We start from the raw sequence: 20,419 nt of genomic DNA, 5'->3' as shown, positions 1-20,419 counted from the left end.
CGCACCACCCCGAGACACCCGAGCACCGCAAGTACCGCACGCCCGGGTTGGTTCCATGCGCTTCGCGCATCGGCTGGTAAGGGTGGGGAACATGAGATTGCTGCTCCTTGGGCCGTCGGAGCTGCGCTCCGACAGCGGTGACTCCGTGCCCCTCGGCGGCGCCAGGCGCAGGGCCGTACTGGCCGCTCTCGCTCTCAACCTCAACCGGGTCGTGCCGGTGGAACGGTTGCTCGACCTGGTCTGGGACGAGGCGCCGCCGCCCAGCGCCAAGGCGGCGCTCCAGGGGCATGTCGCCACTCTGCGCAGCTGTTTCGACGACACGATCACGCTCGTGACCAAGGCCCCCGGCTACGCGCTGATGGCGGACCGGACCCAGGTGGACGTGCACCACATGCAGGACCTGGTGGCGGCATCCCAGGAGGCGTCGGACGAGGAGGGCATCCGCCTGCTGGACTCGGCCCTGGGACTGTGGCGCGGTCCGACCCTGGAGGACTGCGAGTCGGAATCGCTGCGCGGGGGTGCGGGGACCCGCCTGGAGCAGACGCGGCTGCACGCCGTGGAGTTGCTGGGTGAGCGGCTGCTGCGCACCGGGCGGGGCGAACTGGCCGTGGCACGGCTGGCCGAGGCGGTGGAGGAGAACCCTCTGCGCGAATCCCTGGTGCGGCTGCTCATGCTCTGCCACCAGCAGGAGGGCAGGCAGTCCGAAGCGCTGCACCTCTACCACGCGACGCGCGAGCTGCTGAAAGCGGACCTCGGCGTCGTACCGGGTCCACAACTCCAGGCGGTGTTCACCGACCTGCTCGGCAGGATGCCCCCCGGTCCGGAGAGGCGGCCGCCGACGGTCGTGCCCCTCCAGCCCACCGGGCCGGCATCGCCCCGGTCCGGGCCCGCGCCCCGGACGCCGTCCGCCCCCGTACGGGTCCACCCGGCCCAGCTCCCCCGCACCCCGGCCGGGTTCATCGGGCGGGAGGACGAATTCCGTTCCGTGGAGCGGGCGCTGGCTCCGGACTCGGCGGGGCTCGCCCTGGTCGTCGGCCAAGCCGGGGTCGGCAAGACCTCCCTCGCCCTGCGCTGGGCCCACGCGCACGCCGGCGACTACCCGGACGGGCAGCTGTTCGCCGATCTCCACGGCTTCGACGGATCGACGCCGGTGGATCCCTCCCTGGTGATCAGCGGGTTCCTGTCGGCGCTGGGCGTGCCGCAGCACTCCATTCCCGAGGACCCGGCCGCCGCGCAGGCCCTGTACCGCTCGATGCTGGCGCAGCGCCGGCTGCTGATCCTGCTGGACGACGCCCGCGAATCCGCGCAGGTCCGCCCGTTGCTGACGGCCGGCGGCGGGTCGTCGACCATCGTCACCAGCCGGCTCCGGCTGGACGGCCTGCTCGCCCTCGACGGCGCGGCCCTGGTGCCGGTCGGACTGCTCGACGAGGAGGACGGCCTGGCCCTGCTCCGGGCCGCGCTGGGCAACGACCGCATCGCCCGGGAGCCCGAGGCCGCCTCGGAACTGATCCGGCTGTGCAGCGGCCTGCCGCTCGCGCTGCGGATCACCTCCGCCCGGCTGTCGGCGCATCCCCGCTGGTCGCTGCGATCGGTCGCCGACGAGCTCGGCGACGAACAGCAGCGGCTCGCGGCGCTCTCGATCGAGGACGCCGACATCACCGCGGCCCTGGCCCTGAGCGTCCGCGCGCTCGACGAAGAGGCGCAGGCGGTCTTCGCAGCGCTCAGCGTGGTGCCCGGCAGCGATTTCACCGCCCATGCCATCGCGGCCGCGTGCCGGATACCGCTCGCCACGTCCCGCCGGGCGCTGGGCGTACTGGCGAGCGCCCACCTGATCGAGGAGCGTTCGGTCGGCCGCTACTCCTGCCACGACCTCGTCCATCTGTTCTCCCGCGAGTACGCGGCGGAGGGGCGCGGCGATCGGCTGCGCGGTCTGCTCGACTTCTACGTGCACACGGCGTACGCGGCCTCCCGGATCTACGACCCGTCCGGCCGGCCCTGCTGCGATCTGCCCGAATGGTGCGAGAGGCCGGAGGCCGTGCCCCGGCTCGACGACCGGCGCGCGGTGCTCCACTGGTACGCGACCGAGTCGGGCAACCTGTGTGCGGCGATCGAGGCGGCCACCCGTGCGGGTGAGGCGGACCGGGCCTGGCGCCTGACCGTGCTGGTGTGGCCGCTGCTGACGTGGCAGAGCCACCGCAACTGGATTCCGGTGGTGACCCACGGCCTGCGCGCGGCCCGGGCGGCTCGTGATCCGAGGGCGGAGACCCGGGTTGCGAACCTGCTGGGCTGGGCCACCGTCGAGGCGGGCCGGGCCGAGGACGCGATCCCGCTCCTGGAGCGCTCGCGGGAGCTCGCCGTAGGGACGGGCGACGATTGCGATCTGGCACAGGCACTGATCAATCTCGGGCTGGCCCATGCCGCGTGCGGGACGTACGAGAACGCGGTGGCGGTGTACGAGGAGGCGGCGCGGGTCTCCGAGGACATCCGGGACTACGGCACGGCGGCGCTCGCCCTGCACCACATGGCGCGGTTGTACCTGGAGCAGGACCTTCCCGACCGGGCCCTGATCCACGCCGAGCGGGCCCGGCTGATGCCCGGGGCGCGGGGTCTGATGGAGGTGCTGCTGTGTGACGTGCAGGGGGTGGCGCTGTGCCGGACCGGGGACCCGTGGGCGGCCCTGCAGCTGCTGGAGGAAGGTCTCGTCGCGGCCCGTACGGAGAAGTTCGTCGCCGGCGAGATGAGTGTGCTCGAGCACCTGGCGGAGGTGCTGGAGAGGCTCGGCCTGCGGGCGGAGGCGGAGGAGAAGCGGCACGCGGCGGAGCGTCTGCGCGGCCGAATAGAAGAGGGTGCGCAGGATCCGCTCTGAGCGAGCCGTGTGAACCCGGGTGCTCCAGGGCTCGTTTCCCCGGGTATGAGGAGCCTGCACCCAGACGGGTTCAACCCGTTCGCCCCGGGCGTCATGGACGACCCGTATCCCTCCTACCGGGAACTCCGCGAGCACAGTCCCGTCCATTTCAGCCCGCAGACCGGGATGTTCTTCCTGTCCCGGTACGAGGACATCGCCACCCTGGGCCGCGACCGGACGAAGCTGATCCGGGGCAGCTCGCTATCGGGCGGGTTCGAGCAGTTCCGCGGCACCGCGCTGTACCGGATCCTCGGGTCCAGCCTGTTCGTCATCGACGACCCCGACCACGGCCGGCTCAAGCGCCTGATCGTACGCACCTTCACCCGTGGGCGCGTGGAAGAGATGATCCCCAGGATCGAGGGGATCTGTGCGCAGCTGCTGGACCGGGCGGAGCTGGACCCTGCGGGTGGCGTGCTCGACCTGATCCCGGCCCTGGCCCATCCCCTGCCGTTCCTCGTCATCTGCGAGTTCCTCGGCCTCGCGCCGGAGGACCGGTCTCCGTTCCTCGGTTGGACCCACAAGGTGCTGCCGGTCGCCGACCCCTTCCCCACCGACGCGGAGAAGATGCTGGCGGTCGACGGGAGCGGCGCGTTCGAGGGCTTCTTCACCGCACTGATCGGCGAGCGCCGCAGTCTGCTGCGGCGTGGCCGGCCGCTCCCGCCCGGACTGATCAGCGACCTCGTGCAGGTGGCCGAGGAGGACGGCGAGCGGCTCACCGAGGACGAGCTGTTCTCCCTTGCCTTCACCCTGCTGGTGGCCGGTTTCGAGAACGTCACCAACCTGATCGCCAACGCCATGCGGGCGCTGTGCGAGAGCCCCGGCCAGCAGGAGGACCTGCGCGCCGAGCCCGAGCTGCTGAACAACCTCGCCGACGAGACCCTGCGCCACTACAGCACCACGCAGTACAACCTGCGCGAGGCGGCGCACGACATCGAGCTGCACGGGGTCCGGATCCCGGCCGGCTCCCGGGTGGTCCTGCTGCGGGGCGCCGCGAACCGGGACCACCGGCAGTTCGACGCCCCGGACCGGTTCGACCTGCGGCGCCCGAACAGCGCCACCAACGTGGGCTTCGGGGAGGGTGCCACGCTCTGCACGGGCGCGGCGCTGGCCCGCCTCGAGGTGCGCATCGCCTTCCGCGAGCTGCTCGAGCGCTGCGGCACCTTCGAGATGCACCGCTTCCGCCCCGGCCCGACCAGGTTGTTCTGGGGGCCTCGTGTGCTGTCCGCGGCCTACGGGAAACGAGTTCGCGGAATCTGAACCGGACGAGGGGCACGGCACGTTTCCCCGGATGTGACCGGAAGCGCCGTCCAGCCGTGTGGGTGACGGGCAGCGCTTCCGGAAGGCCCGCGCGCCACCCCGTTCCCCAAGTTGCGCGGGCCGCCGGGTTCCGCGCCTCGTCCTTCCCCGGGATGAGGCGCGGAGCGCGTTCCGGTGCCGTTCTCTCCCCCTGAGCGGCACCGGAACCGTCCGAACCGCAGGCCGGACATGATGCGTGTCGGTGATGAGGCTAGGGTGCTGCCCCACCTTCAAGATCGACCCGCCCCACAGCCTGCAGGAGAAAATGCCCATGCCCGGAAAGCACCCGTTCGGTCAAGTTCTCACCGGAATAGCGGCCATCGCCGCGCTCGTTCTGACCAGTGCCTGCACCGGTCAGAACGGCACGGCCGCCCAGGATGCCCGCGGCGGGCGGACGACGATCGAGTTCTGGCACGGCTGGAGCGGGCCGCAGGAGGTCAAGGCGGTCCGGGAGAACGTCGCCCGGTTCGAGAAGGCGCACCCGGACATCAAGGTCAGGGTCACCGGCAACATGTCCGACGACAAGCTGAACCAGGCGCTGCGGGCCGGCGGCGACAAGGCGCCGGACGTGGTGTCGTCCTCCTCCACCGGCAGCGTGGGCAGGTTCTGTGCGTCCGGCGTCCTCGCCGACCTCAACCCCTTCTTCAGGAAGGCGGGCCTGGACAAGGAGAAGACGATTCCGCAGAGCATGCTGCGGTACACCCAGTACCAGGGCAACCAGTGCACACTGCCGCTGCTCAGCGACGCGTACGGCCTGTACTACAACAAGGACGCGTTCGAGGCGGCGGGCATCAGCGAGCCGCCGAAGACCTGGAGCCAGTTTGCCGAGGTCGCGGAGAAGCTGACCAGGATGAAGGGCGACGGCTACGAGCAGCTGGGCTTCATGCCCACCTTCCACGGGTACGAGACGACCCCGATGCATTACGCCGCGCAGTGGGGGCCGGTGAAGTACTTCGACGGCGCGGGAAAGTCGGCGATTGCCCAGGACCCGGCCTTCGCGCAGATGTACACCTTCCAGAAGCAACTCGTCGACCGCCTCGGCGGCTTCCAGCGCCTGGAGAAGTACCGGTCCTCCTTCGGTGACGAGTGGGGCGCCGAGCACCCCTTCCACCAGGGGCAGGTGGCGATGCAGCTGGACGGCGAGTGGCGGCTGGCCGCGGCCAGGGCCGCCGGCGTGAAGTTCGAGATCGGCACCGCGGCGCTGCCGGTCCCCGACGACCAGACCGCCGACTACGGCAAGGGCTACGTGAGCGGCACCGTCATCGGCCTGTCGGCGAGCAGCAGGCAGCAGCAGGCCGCGTGGGAGCTGGTGCGGTACATGACCACGGACACCGAGGCGGTGGTCTCTTTCGCCAACGCCATCCACAACGTTCCCTCGACCATCGAGGCGCAGAACTCGCCCTCGCTGGACCCCGACCCCGCGTTCCGGACGTTCTTGGACATCGCCCGGCACCCCAAGTCCGGCTCGGTCGAGGCACAGCCGGACGGCGGCCAGTACCAGCTCACTCTGCAGGACTTCGGATACGCGCACGAGAAGGGTGACGTGGCAGATCTCCAGGCGGGTCTGCGCAGGACCGCCGAGCAGATCGACACGGACATTGCGAAGACCAGGTAGCGGGGCGGCCGCGGAAGTGGCCGCGGCGCAAGGCTTACGAGTGCGCAGCCCTCTTCCCGTTGGCCGAACCGGCTCGAAGCCGACGAGTGGGCACGCACCCAGGCCATGCCCAGCGACGAGGAGATCAGCCGGGTCCGCCGGCTCATCGACCGCGTCACCGCCGACCTCGACCAGCTCACCGCCGAGGACCGCGCACAGATCGAGCAGGCAGGTCAGGGGCCGCATGTTCGCAGCCCACCACGGCGACCCCGTCAGCGAGGCGGCCCTGCATCGGGTCAAGCTGACACGGATGTTCCTCAGCCCCCTTGACCGGGTCGCGTGACGCACGCCGAAATCAGCATATTCCGGGATGTTCAACTCTATGGTGGCCTGGTGAACGGCCATCAGCGAGTGCGGGACGACGAGGGGAGCGCGGCCCGGGTCCTCGCGCTGTCGGACGGCGTCTTCGCCATCGCGATGACGCTGCTGGCCCTGGACATCACGCTGCCCGCCGGGCTGGACGCGGCCGGTTTCGAAGATGCGCTGGGCGAGGTGGTGCCCAACCTGTGGGCGTACGCCCTCAGCTTCGTGGTCATCGCGGCGTTCTGGCGGGGCCACCATCAGGTCTTCCGGTACGTGCGGGACGTGGACGGGACGGTCATCAAGCTCGGACTGCTGAACCTGGGGCTGATCGCCCTGATGCCCTTCCCCACCACCCTGCTGGCCGAGTACGGGGACCGGCCGCAGTCGGTGGCGGTCTACTCCGGCGCCGTCGCGGCCATCGGGGCCGCACAGCTCGCGCTGACGGTCGTGCTGTGGAAGCGCCCGTGGCTCAGCAGTACGGCGATGCCCGATCCCGTGGCGCGCAACGACGTGCTCGATCTGGCGTCGATGGTGCTGGTCTTCGCCGTGGCCGTGCCGCTCGCCTTCGTCTCCCCGACGGTCGCGCAGCTGTGGTGGGCGGTACTGGTCCCGGTGAAGGTGGTGCTGGGGCAGCGGGGCAAGCGCCTGCGCGCGACCGCGCAGCCGTATCGCGCTCCGGGCGGTTGAGGCATCCAGGCACCGTGTGAAGCGCCGTTCGGGGGAACGGCGGGTGTCGCGCGGGCAGGCCCGACGTGAGGCTCCTACGTTCGGCTGCCATGACGTACGTACCGAGTGATCGCGCCGCCGGCCCCACCCGCCGCACCACCCTCGCCGGGCTCGTCGGCGGGGCCGGGGCCGTGCTGGCCGCCGGGTGCACGCCGTCGGGCGCATCGCCCGCGAACGCGCCCGCACCCGCCCCCTCGGACTCGGCCTCCGCTGCCGCGGGCGGACCCACGCCCGGGGTGATGACCCTCTTCAAGGACCCGGCCTTCAACTTCAACGGGCTCCTGGCGCTCGGCGGCTCCGGATTCGGCGCCGCCGAGGTGGGCGAGGTCCTCACCGCCGTGAACACGATCAACAAGGCCGGCCTCTCGGCCCAGACGTACACCGCGACGTTCAGGAAACTCGGCGACCAGCTCGTGAAGCCGCCCCAGGGCAGCAAGCCCGACCAGCAGACCACGCGCTTCCGCGCCCTGCGGGCCGCGCAGTACTACGGCCAGGCGCTGTTCTTCGTCCTCGGCTCCGACGACCCGGGCAGCGAGGAGCAGCTGTACAAGGCCGGGCGTGGGGCCTGGGACACGTTCTGCGGGCTGTGCGACCCGGCGCCGGTGACGGCGAAGATCCCGTACGGGAAGACCCCGCTGCCGGTGTGGTTCTTCCGGCCGGACACCTCGGGCGAGCGGCGCCCCACCGTGATCCTGACGAACGGCAGCGACGGGCAGGACGTCGACATGTGGACCTACGGCGTCTCGGCCGCTCTGACGCGCGGCTGGAACGCCCTGGTGTACGACGGGCCCGGCCAGGGGCAGCTGCTCTTCGTCGACCAGGTGGTCTTCACACCGCGCTGGGAGACCGTCGTGACGCCGCTCGTCGACTGGCTGGTCGCTCGCCCGGACGTGGACACGGACAAGATCGCCCTGACCGGGCTGAGCATGGGCGGGAACCTGGCGCCCCGGGCCGCGGCCTTCGAGAAGAGGATCGCCGCCCTGGTGGCGATGCCTGGCTGCTTGTCGCCGTGGCTCGGCTTTCCTCCGGAGCTCCGGAAGATCGTCACCCCGGACAAGGAGGAGACGAACGCCATCTGGAACAAGGAGGTCGTCCCCGAGCTGCCCCCGGACGCGGCCGCGGCGCTGAAGAAGCGCATCGAGCCCTTTTCCGTGCCGGCGATGCTCGACGCCCGCAAGGGCAAGATGTTCACCGACTTCTGGACCCCGGCCAAACTCATCGAGTCGCTGGACATCACGAACGTCGTCGGCGGCATCAAGGCGCCCACGCTGGTCCTCGACTACGACTACGAGCAGTTCTATCCCGGCCAGCCGCGCCAGATGTTCGACAAACTGACGGCTCCCAAGGACTACGTGAAGCTCACCACCGCCACCGGCGCGCAGCTGCACTGCTCCCCGATGGCCCCACAGCAGCACTGCGATGTCGTCTTCGACTGGCTGCAGGAGAAGCTCCCCGGCAGCTGACGCAAGACGACTCCGGCCAGTGGTCACTGACCGCCGGCCCCTACCGACTCCTCCACCACTGCGAAGTGATCTCCGTCAGCGGCCCCAGCTACCGGTTGAAGAACCGCCTCAAGGCCATCGAGCGAGAGGACGACGTGGCCTGACCGGCTGCGATCAGGCCACCGGGTCCTCACCCGGCGGGATGAAGGCGTCGGCGCCATCAGCATCCTCGAAATGCCTCTGGGCATCGACCGTGATGGCCGTCGCCCGCCCCTGCGACGTGATGAGCCAGGCCAGCACCTGTTCCGTCAGCGGCGTTCCCCCTGGGCCCTCGTCCTTCCGAAGAGACACTGCCCCATCATCACGTGGTCGCGGGGTGCCCAGACGACGCCGGCCATCTTCGTATGACTGGTGAAGCTGGATCCGGTGTAGCCGGAGAACGACCACCACGGCCGGTGCCGTTCGTAAACCGTCTTCCTTCACCACGTGGAGACCGTCGGACCCGCCCCGCCCGCCACGGTCGGGACCGGCGGGGCCCCGGCCGACAACAGGCCCGGCCACGCCTGTCCCGAAGGCCGCCGCAGCGGTAGCCCGCAGAAACGTCGACCGGCGCAACCCCGGCCCTCGCACAACCGTCACACACGAACAACCCGACGGGCTGCCCGTACGTTACGCCCCACTCCACGCCGTAGCCGCCACGCGGCGGGCTCCTCGCCGTGCCAACCGCAGCCCTTCGGTCCCTCGCGACGGCGAAATGACCACCCACGGCCAGGGCGAGGGCGTGTCTTTCGGATCTTGCCGGGCTCGGGCAGCGTCCGCTGCCTTGCTACCGCAACGGCCCTGCAGGCCTGCGCGAACGGGTGCTTGCCGCGGATTGAGGACGGGGCGGGGCGGAAGCGTTCTCGGGGCCGCCGGACGGGCCTGGCTCCAGCACGTCGCCAGGCAGGGCCTTGTGGCGGACACGGTCCTGGCTGACGACGAGACCGGCGCCGCGTCGCTCAGCGCGCCCTGATCGCGATCTGGCTGCACCGGCGAGGTCGCGGAGCCTGATCGATCGCTGACTCGCCGCGCTCGCCTACAGCGGCCTCCAGGCCGTCGATGCACGTAGCGACCGGGCTGGCTCCGGTCACCGGTGTGTGCGGCTAGGCCGGGGCGCCCCCCGGGCGTTGTGCGGCCGACCCTTCAACCGGACTACGTCAGGACGAGAGGCACGGTGATGGTGAGGTGTTCGTCGGTGGTCGGCAGGGCGGTGGCAAGAGCGTTCATACGAGCTGCGAGGTGGCCGATCACCCGGCTGGTCAGTTCCTCGTCCCACTCCGCTGCGCCTTCCGGTGGCAGGCGCATCTCCTCTCTGGCAGGCGGGTTGTCACCGAGATAGCGCGCGGTGTCCATGTTGACGACCCAACAGGCCAGTGCGATCTTCACCTGCCCGGGTGCTGCCCACTGCGCCCGTATGTGGGCGCACATGGTGAAGTCGTCCCCGCCGAATGTGACCGTAGTGGAGAACGACCTGCCACGGGGGTACTGCCGTATCAGCTTGAGTACTGCTGGTTCCACAACGGCTCGCGCCATAGGTTCCGAATACACCGGCTGCCCCCCTGTCGAGCTTGGCCTTCAGCATCCCAGACGGGGCCTGCGCAGAACAGATCGGCTGCCGTCCGGACCGTTCCCCTGGCTGACGGGCCGACGGAGCCGGGGCGGCGTCGGTCCCACGTTCCGTCCGCCGGCCAGCGGCGGAACCGTTCATGGACCGTCTTCCACGGTCCATGCCGTTCCGGCAGATCCCGCCAGGCCGCCCCGGTGGACGGCTTCCACAAGATGCCGTTGAGGACACGGCCTAGCCCCCACCCCCAGCCTCCTCGCACGAGCCCGCTAACTGGTACTGGTCTGAACGGGGTCTCGGTGGGTCAGCGGGCGAGGGAGACGGCGAAGGGCTTGAAGCCGTGTCGGCGCAGGATGTGGGGCACGACCAGGATCATGGCCTCGGTGGCGCGGGCTGTGGTGATGTCGCCCAGGTCCTCGATCCGTTCGGGCTGCCAGCCCAGGTCGCCGAGCAGGCCGGTAACGGTCCTCTTCGCGTGTTCGTCGTCGCCCGAGAGATAGGCGGTCGGTGCGATGGCCAGGGTTTCGGGGGCGGTCATGACCATGAACAGCATGGTGTTGAGGGTCTTGACCACATGGGTGTCGGGGAGCGCGGCCTGGAGCTTCTCGGCGAGGCTGCTGCCGGGATAGCACAGGTCGCCGGGCAGGCCGTCAGCGGCGTCGCGGGTGGCGTTGGAGACGTCGACGACGATCTTGCCGGCGAGTTCGGTGCGCAGGTCGGTGAGGCGGTCCAGGGAGCTGTCGCCGGGCGTCGCGTTGATCACGATGTCCGTGGTGCGGGCGGTGGTGCGCAGGTCGGCGAAGGTGATCCGCGGGGCGGGTCCGGCGGTACGGGCGGTGGTGCCTTCGGGGTCCCGGCTGCCGAGGGTGACATGGTGTCCGGCTGCGGAGAGCTTGCCGGCGAGGTTGGTGCCGACGCGGCCGGCGCCCAGGATGCCGATGTTGGTCATGTGGTGATGCTCCTTGCGGTATCGGGGTGGGAAGAGCGGAGACTTCCGGTCAGGCGGTCGGCGAAAGGACCTTGAGGGCGGCGCCGTGGATGCCGGGGGCGGCGGCCAGGAAGTCGCAGCTGCCGGTGTTCCAGGGTTCTCCCGCCAGGTCGGTGACGGTGCCTCCGGCTTCGGAGACCAGCAGGGCGCCGGCTACCAGGCCGGAGCGGACGTCGGAGAACTGCCAGAACGCGTCCATGCGTCCGGCGGCGACATGGATGAGCTGCATCGTGGCGGGAACGGACACGCGCACGACCAGGCCGTTGATGAGCATGGCGGTGACGGAGTCACCGATCCGCCGGAAGGTGCGCTCGTCCTCGCCGGGCCTGGCCTGACCGGTGCCGATGAGGGCGGCGCCCAGGTCGGTCTTGGCGGACACCTTCAGGGGCCGGCCGTTGAGGCGGGCACCGCCGCCGGCGACCGCGGTGTAGGTGTCGCCGGTCAGCGGCAGGTGGACGACGGTGAGTACCGGCAGGTTGTCGCTGACCAGGGTGGCGGTGACGGCCCAGTCGTCCATGCCGTGGACGTGGTTGATGTTGCCCTCGGCGGGGTCGACGACCCACCACTCCCCGGGCGGGAGCGCGCCGCCGGCCAGCTCGTCCTCGGCCCACTGCGACCCTTGCCGGGCCCGCAGCAGCGGTTCCCGCAGCACGTCCAGTACCGCGTCGTCGTTGGCGTGGATCTCGCCGACGACCTCGTCGAGACTCACGCCCCGAGCGTGCGAGGTGTAGCGGTCGCGCAGCGTGACGCCGGCGGCCTTCACTGCGGCGGTCACGTCGGACAGGAGCGTCGCGTCGGCGTCGAAAGGCATGGCTGTGCTCATGGTGGGCTCCTTGGGATCGGTCCAAGCGGGGCGGTTGTCTCGCCCCCGCACTTCGAAGGTAGGCCGCTTGGTCATTAACAACAAGTGCATGCTTTTCACTTGTAGAGTTACTGCCATGCAACTGGATTTGAACCTGCTCACGGCCCTGGACGCCCTGCTGGAAGAGGGGAGCGTCGCCGGCGCGGCGGCCCGCCTCCACGTCACCGCACCGGCGATGAGCCGCTCCCTGGGCCGCATCCGCAAGGCCACCGGTGACCAGATCCTGGTCCGCACCGGCCGCAGCATGGTCCCCACCACCCGCGCGCTGGCCATGCGCGCCCAAGTCCACGCCCTCGTGCAGCAGGCCCACCAACTTCTGTCCGCGCAGCAGGAACTCGACCTGGCGGCTCTGGACCGGGTGTTCACCGTGCGCTGGCACGACGCCCTGACCGCAGCCTCCGGGACCGCTCTGATCACCGCCGTTCACCGCCAGGCCCCCGGAGTCCGGCTGCGCCTGTCCGCCGAACCCGGGACGGACGACGCCGAGCTGCGCCGGGGTGAGGTCGACCTCGAATCCAGCTCCAGCACTCCGACGCTCCCCGACATCCGCCACCGTCTCGTCGGCAGGGACCGGCTGGTCGTCGCCGTCCGACCGGGCCACCCGCTCGCCGAAGGCCCGCTGAGCCTCGAGCGCTACGCAGCCGCCGAACACCTCACCGTCTCGCGACGCGGAAGCCTGCGCGACCCGATCGACGACGCCCTGACCACACGCGGACTCGAACGACGCGTCGCCGCCGCCGGGCCCACCGCCGCCTTCGCCCTGCAACTCGCCCTCGACACCGACCTGGTCGTCACCCTCCCCGACGCGGTCACCCGTACGGCTCGGGAACAACTCGGCCTGGCGACGCTGCCGCCGCCCCTGCCGCTGCCCGACGTCCCCCTGTACCTGCTGTGGCACCAGCGCTACGACGACGACCGCGCCCACACCTGGCTGCGAGACCTGGCCACCGAGACCGTCCAGGCACTATTCGCACCACCGACCGCCTCTCAACAGCCCGTCACCAACCGGACCGGGCAGTGACGGATGCGCCCGGCCTGCGGCAGCTGACTCCTGCTCTCGTGAACGTCACCTATAACTGGGCATCTGATCAAGGTTCAGGCCGTGTTGACCGATTGGCGCGTCAGCCAGCCGAACGTCCTCTCGATCACCCAACGCTTCGGGATGGGTTCGAACCCGGCGGCGGAGGCTCGCTTGACGACTTCGACGTCGATGCCCAGGCCGGCTCCGTGGTTGATGACAGAGGCCTGGTAGCCCCCTCGGCCCAGACCTTCGTCACGCCGGGATGGGACGCGGCGAGGTGTTGTAGGAGTTCTTTGCCGCTGGCGGAATCGTGCACTGAGGCGGCCGTGACGATCACGGCAAGAACGAGGCCGAGGGTGTCGGTGACCAGGTGATGCTTGCGGCCTTTGATCTTCTTGGCGGCGTCGATGCCCTGGCTGGATTCGGGCACGTTGCCCGAGGCTTGCACGCTCTGTGCGTCCACAACGGCCGCCGTCGGCGTGGCGGCCCGGCCCTGTGCCCGGCGGGTTCTGTCCCGCAACAGGTCGTGGACCTGCTGCGTAGTCCCGTGAGGGTTTCCCAGTTCGCGTAGTAGTCGTAGACCGTTTTGCAGGGCGGGAAGTCGTGCGGCAGGTCCTCCCATGGGATGCCGGTGCGGTTCACGTAGAGGATCGCATTGACGATCTCGCGCAGGTCATGAACCCGGGCCGCAGTGCCGGGCCCGGTTCGCGCGGCCCGCCAGGCCGTGAAGACAGGCTCGATCAGAGCCCACCGGGCATCGGACACGTCACTGCGATACGGGCGCCGAGAAGTCACGAGCCGTGCAACGACGCACGAAGGACGCGGTCACTCGACCACCCCCAACCACCCACAACGTAGATCAGATGCTCTCTTAAGGGCTGCCGGGCGCCGGGCAGTGTGTGTGAGACTCCCTCTGAATGATCACTCGGGGGAGTTTCACGTTGAACGCGCTGTTGAAGAGGGTGTGGATCGGGCTTGCCGCGACCTTGATCGTGAGTCTGGGCGCCGTGGTCCTGCCGGACCACATCCAGATAGCCGACGACGGGCGCGTCCACCTGGGCGCGGCCGCGCCCACGCCGTCCCCATCCACGGCGGCGCCCACACCGGAGTCCACGTCACCGCCCCTCACACGGGACGCCGTGGACGAGGTGATCCGGACCGCGGTCAGCGCGGCGGGCCTCGACCCGGCGCAGGGCCGCCCGACCGTCGCGGCCGACGCCAACTCGAACAGGACGGGCTGGATGGCCGTCCGCGAGAAGACCGCCGCACAGTCGGAGGTGAACGCGATCTGCGCCGACCTGGAGCGCCAGGGCTGGACGCTGAACCCGAACGGCGACCGCCCCGACGCCTCCCGCAGCTACAAGCGCGGGGGCTGGTACCTGCTGGTGAGCACACGCGGGAAGACCCAGGCGCCGTCCACCACCTCCGATTTGACCGACTCGCAGACCTACCTGACCCTGACCGGGCTCCAGCTGAACCTTTCCGACATACCCCTCCCCGAGATCACCGTTCGCATCGGCTGACCCCTTAATGCGGCCGAGGGCAAGGCGTTGCTACCCGAGCCAGACGATGTCCAGGACGGACAGGTGCCGGGTGAGGCGGTTGACCGTGTAGACGTCGGACAGCTGTCCGACGGACGTGGCGCGGACGTCCTCGCCCTCCGGATCGCCGGCGTTCCACTGGGGCCAGCCCCACGGGGAGCGCACCGCGATGCCCAGGACGTCGCGGACCATCTCCCTGGCCGGGTCGGGAAGCTCGGCGAGCGTCTTCGCGGCCCTGCGGGGAAAGACGCACCGCCCACGGCTGACCGGTCGCCGGCGGCGACCGAGGAGGTCGTCCAGGTCCACGAAGCCGGACTCGTCGCGGCCGGAGTCCATGAAGGCGTCGACGGCCGGGGCCGCGGCGACGCGCAACTGCCAGGTACGCACCACCTCGTGCAAGGGGTGAGGCTGAAGGAGTCGCGGGCATCCTCCAGGGCCTTGGCCCAGTCCCGCTCGAAGGCCGGCACCACCCGTCCGCGCGGCGATCTGCGCGCAGCTGCGAGGCGGCGCATGCGGCCGTCGTCGGTCGTGCCGACGTCTTAGAGCCGCGGGCTCCGCAGCGGCGGCTCCGCCCCACCCCACGAGAAGGCATAGGGGTCCGCGCCACCCGAGTAGGCGCAAGCGATCCCGGCGTCGGGCAGGTCGAACTCCTCGCGCAGCCACCCGTCCATGGAGAGGGCGGCAACCTCCGGGCGGTAGTCGGTCAACGGGAAGTCGAGAGAGACGATCTCGAGGTGGATGCCCTTCGGATACCTGGCGCACAGCTCCTCGGCACGGAGTGCGACGGCGAAGGAGAGCCAGGCCAGGTCTTCCCAGTAGATGCCCGAACCCGGAAGCAGGAGGCGTACTCCTCGGTAGATCCGCATGAAAGGAGCAGATGCCTGGCCCGGCGGCACGATTCGCGCCGAGAGGTCTGCCGCCAGTCCGCCGAGCGGACTCCTGAGCCGATATTTGAATGTTCGAATCATTTTCGCTCAATTCACACCGGTCGTCCCTCGGCGTGCTCAACGCCATCTACGGCAAAGCCCACGCCGCCGCCCTCCGCGGCGACCGAACAACGGCCCTGGCCCTCGACACCCAGGGCCGCCGGGTCTTCGACACGGCCGGCTCGCACGAGCAGACCTCGGACTACGCGGTGCCGTGGTGGCGGTGAACGTGTTCCGGTCCCTGCTCCTGGCCCGCCTCGGCGAGGAGCAGGGCGCCACCGACTCGCAGGACCAGGCCCCGGCCCACCTCCCCGCCAGCCTCCTGCGATTCGCCACCCACTTGGAGCTCCACAGGAGGTTGATGCTATCCCGGTCCGGGGACCGGGTGGGGGGTGCAGCCCTCGCCACCGCCTAGATGGACGCCCTGCACCCGAAAAGCACAGCCTCACCCTGCGCATGCTCCTCAACGAAATCCGGGCCTGAACAGGAGTGGACTCACCACTCCTCGCGCGGTTGCGAACACCAGCGCGTTGGATGCAGTGGCGAGGAGCCAGCCGATGACGCGGGAGTCCACTTCTTCGCGGTCGAGGTCGCTGCCATCGGTGGCCTGGACTCGACGGCGATGCCGGACAGGGTCGCGCGAAGGCTGCTCTTGCACGACGTCTAGACCATTCCGGATACGCGCACCCGCGGTTGCCGCGCCAGCTGGAGGGCGCATCAACGCCGGATGACGAACGGCCTCCTGGGGCCTTCGTTCCATCGCACCCTGGGCAGCTTTCGGATATCCATGGCCGGGCGACGGGTACTCCCGGGCTGGCACGGGCGAATTGCGTGCACTCACCCCTGGGGAATAGTGCGAACGTTCACAGCGTCGTGTCACGACTCCGCGCATCCGCGTTCCAGCCTCCTCAGCCGCCTCTCACGAGCCACGAAACGCGTTGTTGTGCGGTGCACTTCAGCCGACCTGTTGTCCCGGTCAACCCTCCCGGGACAACAGGGGCGTCGGTGCGCTGTGGCGATCAGCCGAAGTCGTACACGGTGACCGTCACAGACCCGCCTTCATCGCTGATGGTGTACTCGCCGGGGCCCGTGTAGGGCACGCAGCCGTCGGCGAGGATGTCGTCATCGTTAATGCCGGTGTCGTCCTCCCCCACGAAGGCACATACCTCGGTGACGAGGTGGGGGACGAACCTGTGCTCGGCGCCGCCGAACAGCGGGTAGCGGGGCAGGGTCGGCGTGTTGATGTCCCGATCCGGGTGCTCCCACAGGGCAGTCTGCTGGCCCCACGGCGCCCTCACGACGACCTCGCCATACGGTTCGGGCAGGTCGTTGTCATCGCTCTCCCGGGGATTGGAGAACTCAATCGAGTACGTGATGAGCCCACTGGATGCCTGGGCCGCGCCGACGCTCACCAGTCCGACCAGCATCAGGGCTGCCGAGGCAACGACCACCAGCCGGCCCACAGAATTACAACGCACCTCAATCTCCTTCTACTTGGAGTAGCCGAATGGTTACTCCAAGTAGCCTAGGGTGGGGTTGCGGCGACTCCTACAAACCCATGGGCAAACCGCCCGGAGGGATGGGACCGAGTCATTGCGCGGGCGCACACGCGAGCGCGAGCAGCTCCACCAACGGGTAGTACCGGGCAACTGCGGAGTCGACTGCGGCGACTGGGGCACCGGAAAAATCAGGACCAGGGGGCGCGGCGCCGACGGCCACGGCGAGGGTGGTGTCGCTGCTCATCTCTGCGTCTGGCGGGCGTGGCGGGCGGCGGTGAGGTCGAGCACATCGTCACGGGCGGTCCGGGGCGGGCTGTCGAGATCGACGGCGTGGCTGCGCAGAATCGAGACCAGGTACCGGCCGACCGACGGGGCTTCGGCGGGGATGCCTCGGTCAAGGGCGGCGGCGAGCATGTTGGCGAGCTCGCGGGTGTGGTGGGCGAGGGCGTCGGCTGCGTGCCGGGCGGCCTCGGCGGGGCGGTGGCGGCGGGTGAGCCGCTGGGTGAGGCTGGCGAACACGTCCCCGGGCAGGACGGCGAGGGGCTGCTCGGCGTTGAGCTCGTCGGCGAGACGGCGCAGCATGGCGGCGGCGGTGGCGCGCGGAAGGTTCGAGCGGACGTTGGCGGGGCCCTGGTTCGGAAGGGTGACGATCAGGCGGTGAGTGTCGAGGGAAGCGAGGGTGACGATGTCGGGCGTGCGGGTCACGGGGCGGGGCTCCTGTCCAGCGGTAAACGATGACGCGGGTTTTCGCTGGCGAGGGTGGCGGCGATGTTCTCAGCGGCATGGCGCCAAACCGGGCAGGTCAGCAACAGGCTTTCACCGTCGTTCCATTCATTGGTCTGCCGGTCGAACGTGCGCGGGGTGGATGGGATGCGGAACGCGGCGACTGCGACGCCTCCCCGGGTGAACCTGAGTTCGGGGTCGTCGACCAGGTTGCCGACGACGGTCACAAAGGTCTCGCCTTACGCATGTCTTCCGAGGTGAACAGCGGGCTGGCTAGCAGGACTCTTGGGTGGGGCATGCAGCATCGTCGGACAGGCGGAAGGCAACGCCGGTGAGCTTCTCGGACAGCTCCCACAGCCGGCGGGCGGTGGTGGTGTCACGGATGGCGCGCTCGCGGTTGCGCAGGGTTGGTTCGCCGCGTAGCTGCAGCGGCCCGCCGGGCACGACATACGCTCCGCCCGGCAGGTTCGGGACGGTCGCGGCGTGCAGGGAGGTCTTGGCACCTTCGGGGGTGGGGCGGAAGGCAATGCGGAGCAGCAGCCGGGTCAACGCTCCATAGACTCGGCCGCGGTTGCCGTTGGCGCCGCCGGTGAGAACGTTGGTGCGGGTGAGGCCGGGGGCGACGGCCGTGCTGCGCAGCCTCAGGCCGGCGGCGTCGGCGCGACGTTGCAGTTCAGTGGCGAAGTAGAGGTTGGCGCGCTTGGACTGCAGGTAGGCGAACATGGCGCCATAGCGGCGTTCGGCGTTGAGGTTGTTCAGGTCGAAGCGGGCGAACCGCTGGCCTTCGCTGCTGACGGTGACCACCCGCGGATCGGGCGAGGCGAGCAGATGAGGCAGCATCAGCCCGGTCAGGGCGAAGGTGCCCAGGTGGTTGATCCCGAACTGCGACTCGAAGCCATCGGCGGTCCGGGCAAACGGCACCATCGCCACGCCGGCGTTGTTGACCAGCAGATCGAGCCGGTCATGGTCCCAGCCGTCGGCGAAGGCACGTATGGAGGCAAGATCGGCTAGGTCCAGGAGGCGCACCTCGGCATCGGCGCCGGGTGCCCGGGCGAGCAGCCGGTCCAGGGCGACCTGCCCCCGCTGGGGACTGCGGCAGGCCAGCACGACATGGGCTCCCCGGCGAGCGAGTGTCTCTGCCGTGACCTGGCCGATGCCGCTGTTGGCTCCGGTCACCACCGCCAGGCGGCCGGATTGGTCGGGGATGGAGTCGAGGGTCCACGTACGGGAAGAGCTGGGCATGGCCTTCCTTCTCCTAGCTCGAGGGCATCCGGCGCGCAGCTGGACAGGAGCCCGCTTAATGCAACTTCTAGTTGCGATACGCTGGAGCCTGACACGTGAATACCTGCTAACGCAACTAGGAGTTGCAATGGAGTTGGGTTCCTCCGGCCCCGCCCGCCCGGTCGGGCGCGGCCGCAAGGCTCAGGCGGCGGTGCGCGCCGCCACCCTCGCCGAGTTGGTGGACCGGGGATACGCCGAGCTGACCGTCGAAGGTGTGGCTCAGCGAGCCGGGGTGCACAAGACAACGCTCTACCGGCGCTGGAAGGACCGCGCGAGCCTGGTCGTCGACGCGCTGGCCGAGCACTTCGCCACTGACATCCCCATTCCGGACACCGGCGCCGTCGAGACCGACCTACAAGCGCTCGCCCAAGCGCTCGTGCAGAGCATGTCGGGCCCGGTGGGCAGGGCGGTGCAGACCGCGATGTACTCCGACGCCGGTCGGCTGCCGGAGATCGCCGAGGCACGGCGGCGGGTCTTCGCCGACCGGTTCCAGCGGGCCGAGCCGGTGATCGCCCGCGCCATCGAACGGGGCGAACTCCCGGCCGACACCGATCCGGTCGAGCTGATCAAAACGCTGGCCGCTCCGATCTACTTCCGGCTGCTGGTCAGTCCTGATCCGGTCGAGGAGGGCACCGCCGACCAGGCCGTGCGGATCACGCTCGCCGCCGCCCGCGCCGGCGCGCTGACACGGGGCTCCGGCGTAGCCGTCAAGGCAACCGAAGCGGGCACCGGTCAGGCATGAAGGGCAGGGTGATCGCGCCGCCCCAGCGCTCCTTCCCGGGGCCGTGTACGCGACCGCGTACCGGACCGCCCCGGACGTGCCCGCGGCGGCGGTGCCGCGCAGGCGGGGGCCACGCCAGCGTCGCCCGCAGGCCGCAGGCCGCAGGCCGCAGGCCGCAGGCCGCCCGACCCCTACCGGAACCGGTCAATCACCCGCGCCTGGCCGAACACAGCCGGCGGCACCGTGTCGGGCGCGGTCAGCCGGTGGACCGATGCCCCAACTCCCCCGTCACCAGCCCGGCCAGCGCGTCGGCGTCCTCCTCGGTGGACCGGCCCGACACCCGGTCCTCCCCCGCCACGTCATCCGCCAAGACCAGCCACTGGGCATCGAGACCGATCGTGCGCGCACGGCCGCAGTGCCGGCCACGGCCAGCGTGGCCGCGGGCAGGGTGGCGGGGACGCCGATCCTGTCGTGAGCGTGGAGCCAAGCCACGACGCACGCCGGTCGAACTCCGGATGTGTTGCGCTGCCGCCCACGGGATCGGGGACGTCGGGCAAGCGCTGGCGCTCGTTCACCTCAGGAAGGGCCGTGGCTCGGCGAGTTCATCCCCATGGGTGAGGTGCAGGGAGGATGCCGGATCTCGCGGCGGGTTTCCGGCCCATACGGGACGAGCCGTGATCGCACCCTCCAACACCACCGCCCCGGCACACTCCCCCGCCACGCCACGTACCTCCACCAGCGCACCGTCGGCCGCATCGGCAGCCTCACCAGACTCATCCGGCAAGCCGCCAACACCGCCATCCACAACGGCACCGAACGCATCACCAAAGCAGTGTTGGACGCGATCCGCCTCGACCACCACGCCGAAACCCAACAACGCCCCCACCCCCGTCGATCAGCACGCTGACCAGCACAAACACATCCCAGA

19 protein-coding genes and 6 pseudogenes are annotated in these 20,419 nt (G+C 70.1%); 12 read left to right on the top strand and 13 right to left on the bottom strand.

Annotated elements, in window-relative coordinates:
- The first annotated feature begins 91 nt into the window (after positions 1 to 91).
- From JIW86_RS38240 to JIW86_RS41825, 6 genes and pseudogenes are all read left to right on the top strand, one after another.
- A complete protein-coding gene (locus JIW86_RS38240) occupies positions 92 to 2,866 on the top strand; it encodes an AfsR/SARP family transcriptional regulator (protein ID WP_257558905.1) in 2,775 nt (924 codons plus the stop codon).
- 45 nt (positions 2,867 to 2,911) lie between these two features.
- On the top strand, positions 2,912 to 4,162 hold the full coding sequence (locus JIW86_RS38235; RefSeq protein ID WP_257558904.1) for a cytochrome P450: 1,251 nt from the start codon (positions 2,912 to 2,914) through the stop codon (positions 4,160 to 4,162).
- Between the two features lie 310 nt (positions 4,163 to 4,472).
- Positions 4,473 to 5,816: an ABC transporter substrate-binding protein gene (locus tag JIW86_RS38230; RefSeq protein WP_257558903.1), complete on the top strand. Its 1,344-nt coding sequence runs from the start codon at positions 4,473 to 4,475 to the stop codon at positions 5,814 to 5,816.
- A gap of 369 nt (positions 5,817 to 6,185) precedes the next feature.
- Positions 6,186 to 6,845 (top strand): TMEM175 family protein, encoded by a 660-nt coding sequence (locus tag JIW86_RS38225; RefSeq protein WP_257559605.1) that lies wholly within the window; start codon positions 6,186 to 6,188, stop codon positions 6,843 to 6,845.
- An 89-nt stretch (positions 6,846 to 6,934) separates the two neighbouring features.
- Positions 6,935 to 8,347, top strand: a complete 1,413-nt coding sequence (locus tag JIW86_RS38220) for an alpha/beta hydrolase family protein (protein ID WP_257558902.1) — start codon at positions 6,935 to 6,937, stop codon at positions 8,345 to 8,347.
- Positions 8,348 to 8,391: 44 nt separating this feature from the next.
- Positions 8,392 to 8,490: pseudogene (locus JIW86_RS41825) on the top strand (ATP-binding protein); the annotation flags it as partial.
- A gap of 10 nt (positions 8,491 to 8,500) precedes the next feature.
- Here JIW86_RS41825 and JIW86_RS38215 read toward each other — a convergent pair.
- From JIW86_RS38215 to JIW86_RS38195, 5 genes and pseudogenes are all read right to left on the bottom strand, one after another.
- Entirely contained in the window at positions 8,501 to 8,812 is a 312-nt protein-coding gene (locus tag JIW86_RS38215) for a hypothetical protein (protein ID WP_257558901.1), read from the bottom strand.
- 705 nt (positions 8,813 to 9,517) lie between these two features.
- A complete protein-coding gene (locus tag JIW86_RS41820) occupies positions 9,518 to 9,751 on the bottom strand; it encodes a hypothetical protein (protein ID WP_322975590.1) in 234 nt (77 codons plus the stop codon).
- Between the two features lie 278 nt (positions 9,752 to 10,029).
- A pseudogene (locus tag JIW86_RS38205) lies at positions 10,030 to 10,158 on the bottom strand (transposase); the annotation flags it as partial.
- Between the two features lie 75 nt (positions 10,159 to 10,233).
- Positions 10,234 to 10,887, bottom strand: a pseudogene (locus JIW86_RS38200) (NADPH-dependent F420 reductase); the annotation flags it as partial.
- A gap of 40 nt (positions 10,888 to 10,927) precedes the next feature.
- Positions 10,928 to 11,740 carry an inositol monophosphatase family protein gene (locus JIW86_RS38195; RefSeq protein WP_257558899.1) on the bottom strand — a complete coding sequence of 271 codons (813 nt, stop codon included), beginning with the start codon at positions 11,738 to 11,740 and terminating at the stop codon, positions 10,928 to 10,930.
- Positions 11,741 to 11,855: 115 nt separating this feature from the next.
- Between JIW86_RS38195 and JIW86_RS38190 the strand changes: the two genes are divergently transcribed.
- Positions 11,856 to 12,800, top strand: a complete 945-nt coding sequence (locus tag JIW86_RS38190) for a LysR family transcriptional regulator (RefSeq protein ID WP_257558898.1) — start codon at positions 11,856 to 11,858, stop codon at positions 12,798 to 12,800.
- A gap of 124 nt (positions 12,801 to 12,924) precedes the next feature.
- On the opposite strand, the gene JIW86_RS38185 is transcribed toward JIW86_RS38190, so the two are convergent.
- Positions 12,925 to 13,422: a transposase gene (locus JIW86_RS38185; protein ID WP_322975589.1), complete on the bottom strand. Its 498-nt coding sequence runs from the start codon at positions 13,420 to 13,422 to the stop codon at positions 12,925 to 12,927.
- Positions 13,365 to 13,565 (bottom strand): annotated as a pseudogene (locus tag JIW86_RS42255) (transposase); the annotation flags it as partial. The pseudogene JIW86_RS42255 and the gene JIW86_RS38185, both read right to left, overlap by 58 nt.
- Positions 13,566 to 13,741: 176 nt before the next feature.
- Here JIW86_RS42255 and JIW86_RS38180 point away from each other — a divergent pair.
- Positions 13,742 to 14,323, top strand: a complete 582-nt coding sequence (locus tag JIW86_RS38180) for a hypothetical protein (RefSeq protein WP_257558896.1) — start codon at positions 13,742 to 13,744, stop codon at positions 14,321 to 14,323.
- Positions 14,324 to 14,353: 30 nt separating this feature from the next.
- Here JIW86_RS38180 and JIW86_RS38175 read toward each other — a convergent pair whose 3' ends face one another.
- The gene (locus JIW86_RS38175; RefSeq protein ID WP_257558895.1) at positions 14,354 to 14,740 is read right to left on the bottom strand and encodes a hypothetical protein; all 387 of its coding nucleotides are present in this window, start codon (positions 14,738 to 14,740) and stop codon (positions 14,354 to 14,356) included.
- Between the two features lie 140 nt (positions 14,741 to 14,880).
- Entirely contained in the window at positions 14,881 to 15,207 is a 327-nt protein-coding gene (locus tag JIW86_RS38170) for a hypothetical protein (protein WP_257558894.1), read from the bottom strand.
- An 89-nt stretch (positions 15,208 to 15,296) separates the two neighbouring features.
- Between JIW86_RS38170 and JIW86_RS41815 the strand changes: the two genes are divergently transcribed.
- Complete coding sequence (locus JIW86_RS41815; RefSeq protein ID WP_322975588.1) at positions 15,297 to 15,494, top strand: hypothetical protein; 198 nt, start codon at positions 15,297 to 15,299, stop codon at positions 15,492 to 15,494.
- Positions 15,491 to 15,682, top strand: coding sequence for a hypothetical protein (locus JIW86_RS41810; RefSeq protein ID WP_322975587.1), 192 nt, complete (start codon positions 15,491 to 15,493; stop codon positions 15,680 to 15,682). The genes JIW86_RS41815 and JIW86_RS41810 overlap by 4 nt, the downstream gene beginning before the upstream one ends.
- A 604-nt stretch (positions 15,683 to 16,286) precedes the next feature.
- Here the strand turns inward: JIW86_RS41810 and JIW86_RS38160 are convergent.
- The 4 genes and pseudogenes from JIW86_RS38160 to JIW86_RS38145 form a co-directional block, all read right to left on the bottom strand.
- Positions 16,287 to 16,730: a hypothetical protein gene (locus JIW86_RS38160; RefSeq protein WP_257558893.1), complete on the bottom strand. Its 444-nt coding sequence runs from the start codon at positions 16,728 to 16,730 to the stop codon at positions 16,287 to 16,289.
- A 276-nt stretch (positions 16,731 to 17,006) separates the two neighbouring features.
- Positions 17,007 to 17,471 (bottom strand): hypothetical protein, encoded by a 465-nt coding sequence (locus JIW86_RS38155; RefSeq protein WP_257558892.1) that lies wholly within the window; start codon positions 17,469 to 17,471, stop codon positions 17,007 to 17,009.
- A 50-nt stretch (positions 17,472 to 17,521) separates the two neighbouring features.
- Positions 17,522 to 17,716 (bottom strand): annotated as a pseudogene (locus JIW86_RS38150) (single-stranded DNA-binding protein); the annotation flags it as partial.
- Between the two features lie 46 nt (positions 17,717 to 17,762).
- Positions 17,763 to 18,731: an oxidoreductase gene (locus JIW86_RS38145; RefSeq protein ID WP_257558891.1), complete on the bottom strand. Its 969-nt coding sequence runs from the start codon at positions 18,729 to 18,731 to the stop codon at positions 17,763 to 17,765.
- A gap of 127 nt (positions 18,732 to 18,858) precedes the next feature.
- Between JIW86_RS38145 and JIW86_RS38140 the strand changes: the two genes are divergently transcribed.
- Positions 18,859 to 19,512, top strand: coding sequence for a TetR/AcrR family transcriptional regulator (locus JIW86_RS38140; RefSeq protein WP_257558890.1), 654 nt, complete (start codon positions 18,859 to 18,861; stop codon positions 19,510 to 19,512).
- Positions 19,513 to 20,176: 664 nt separating this feature from the next.
- Positions 20,177 to 20,398, top strand: a pseudogene (locus tag JIW86_RS38135) (ATP/GTP-binding protein); the annotation flags it as partial.
- Between the last annotated feature and the right edge of the window lie 21 nt (positions 20,399 to 20,419).

The sequence above is a fragment of the Streptomyces sp. NBC_00162 genome, from assembly GCF_024611995.1.
Lineage (GTDB): Bacteria > Actinomycetota > Actinomycetes > Streptomycetales > Streptomycetaceae > Streptomyces.
The sequence above is the reverse complement of the archived record's forward strand: the minus strand, read 5'-3'. Positions and strand labels throughout refer to the sequence as shown.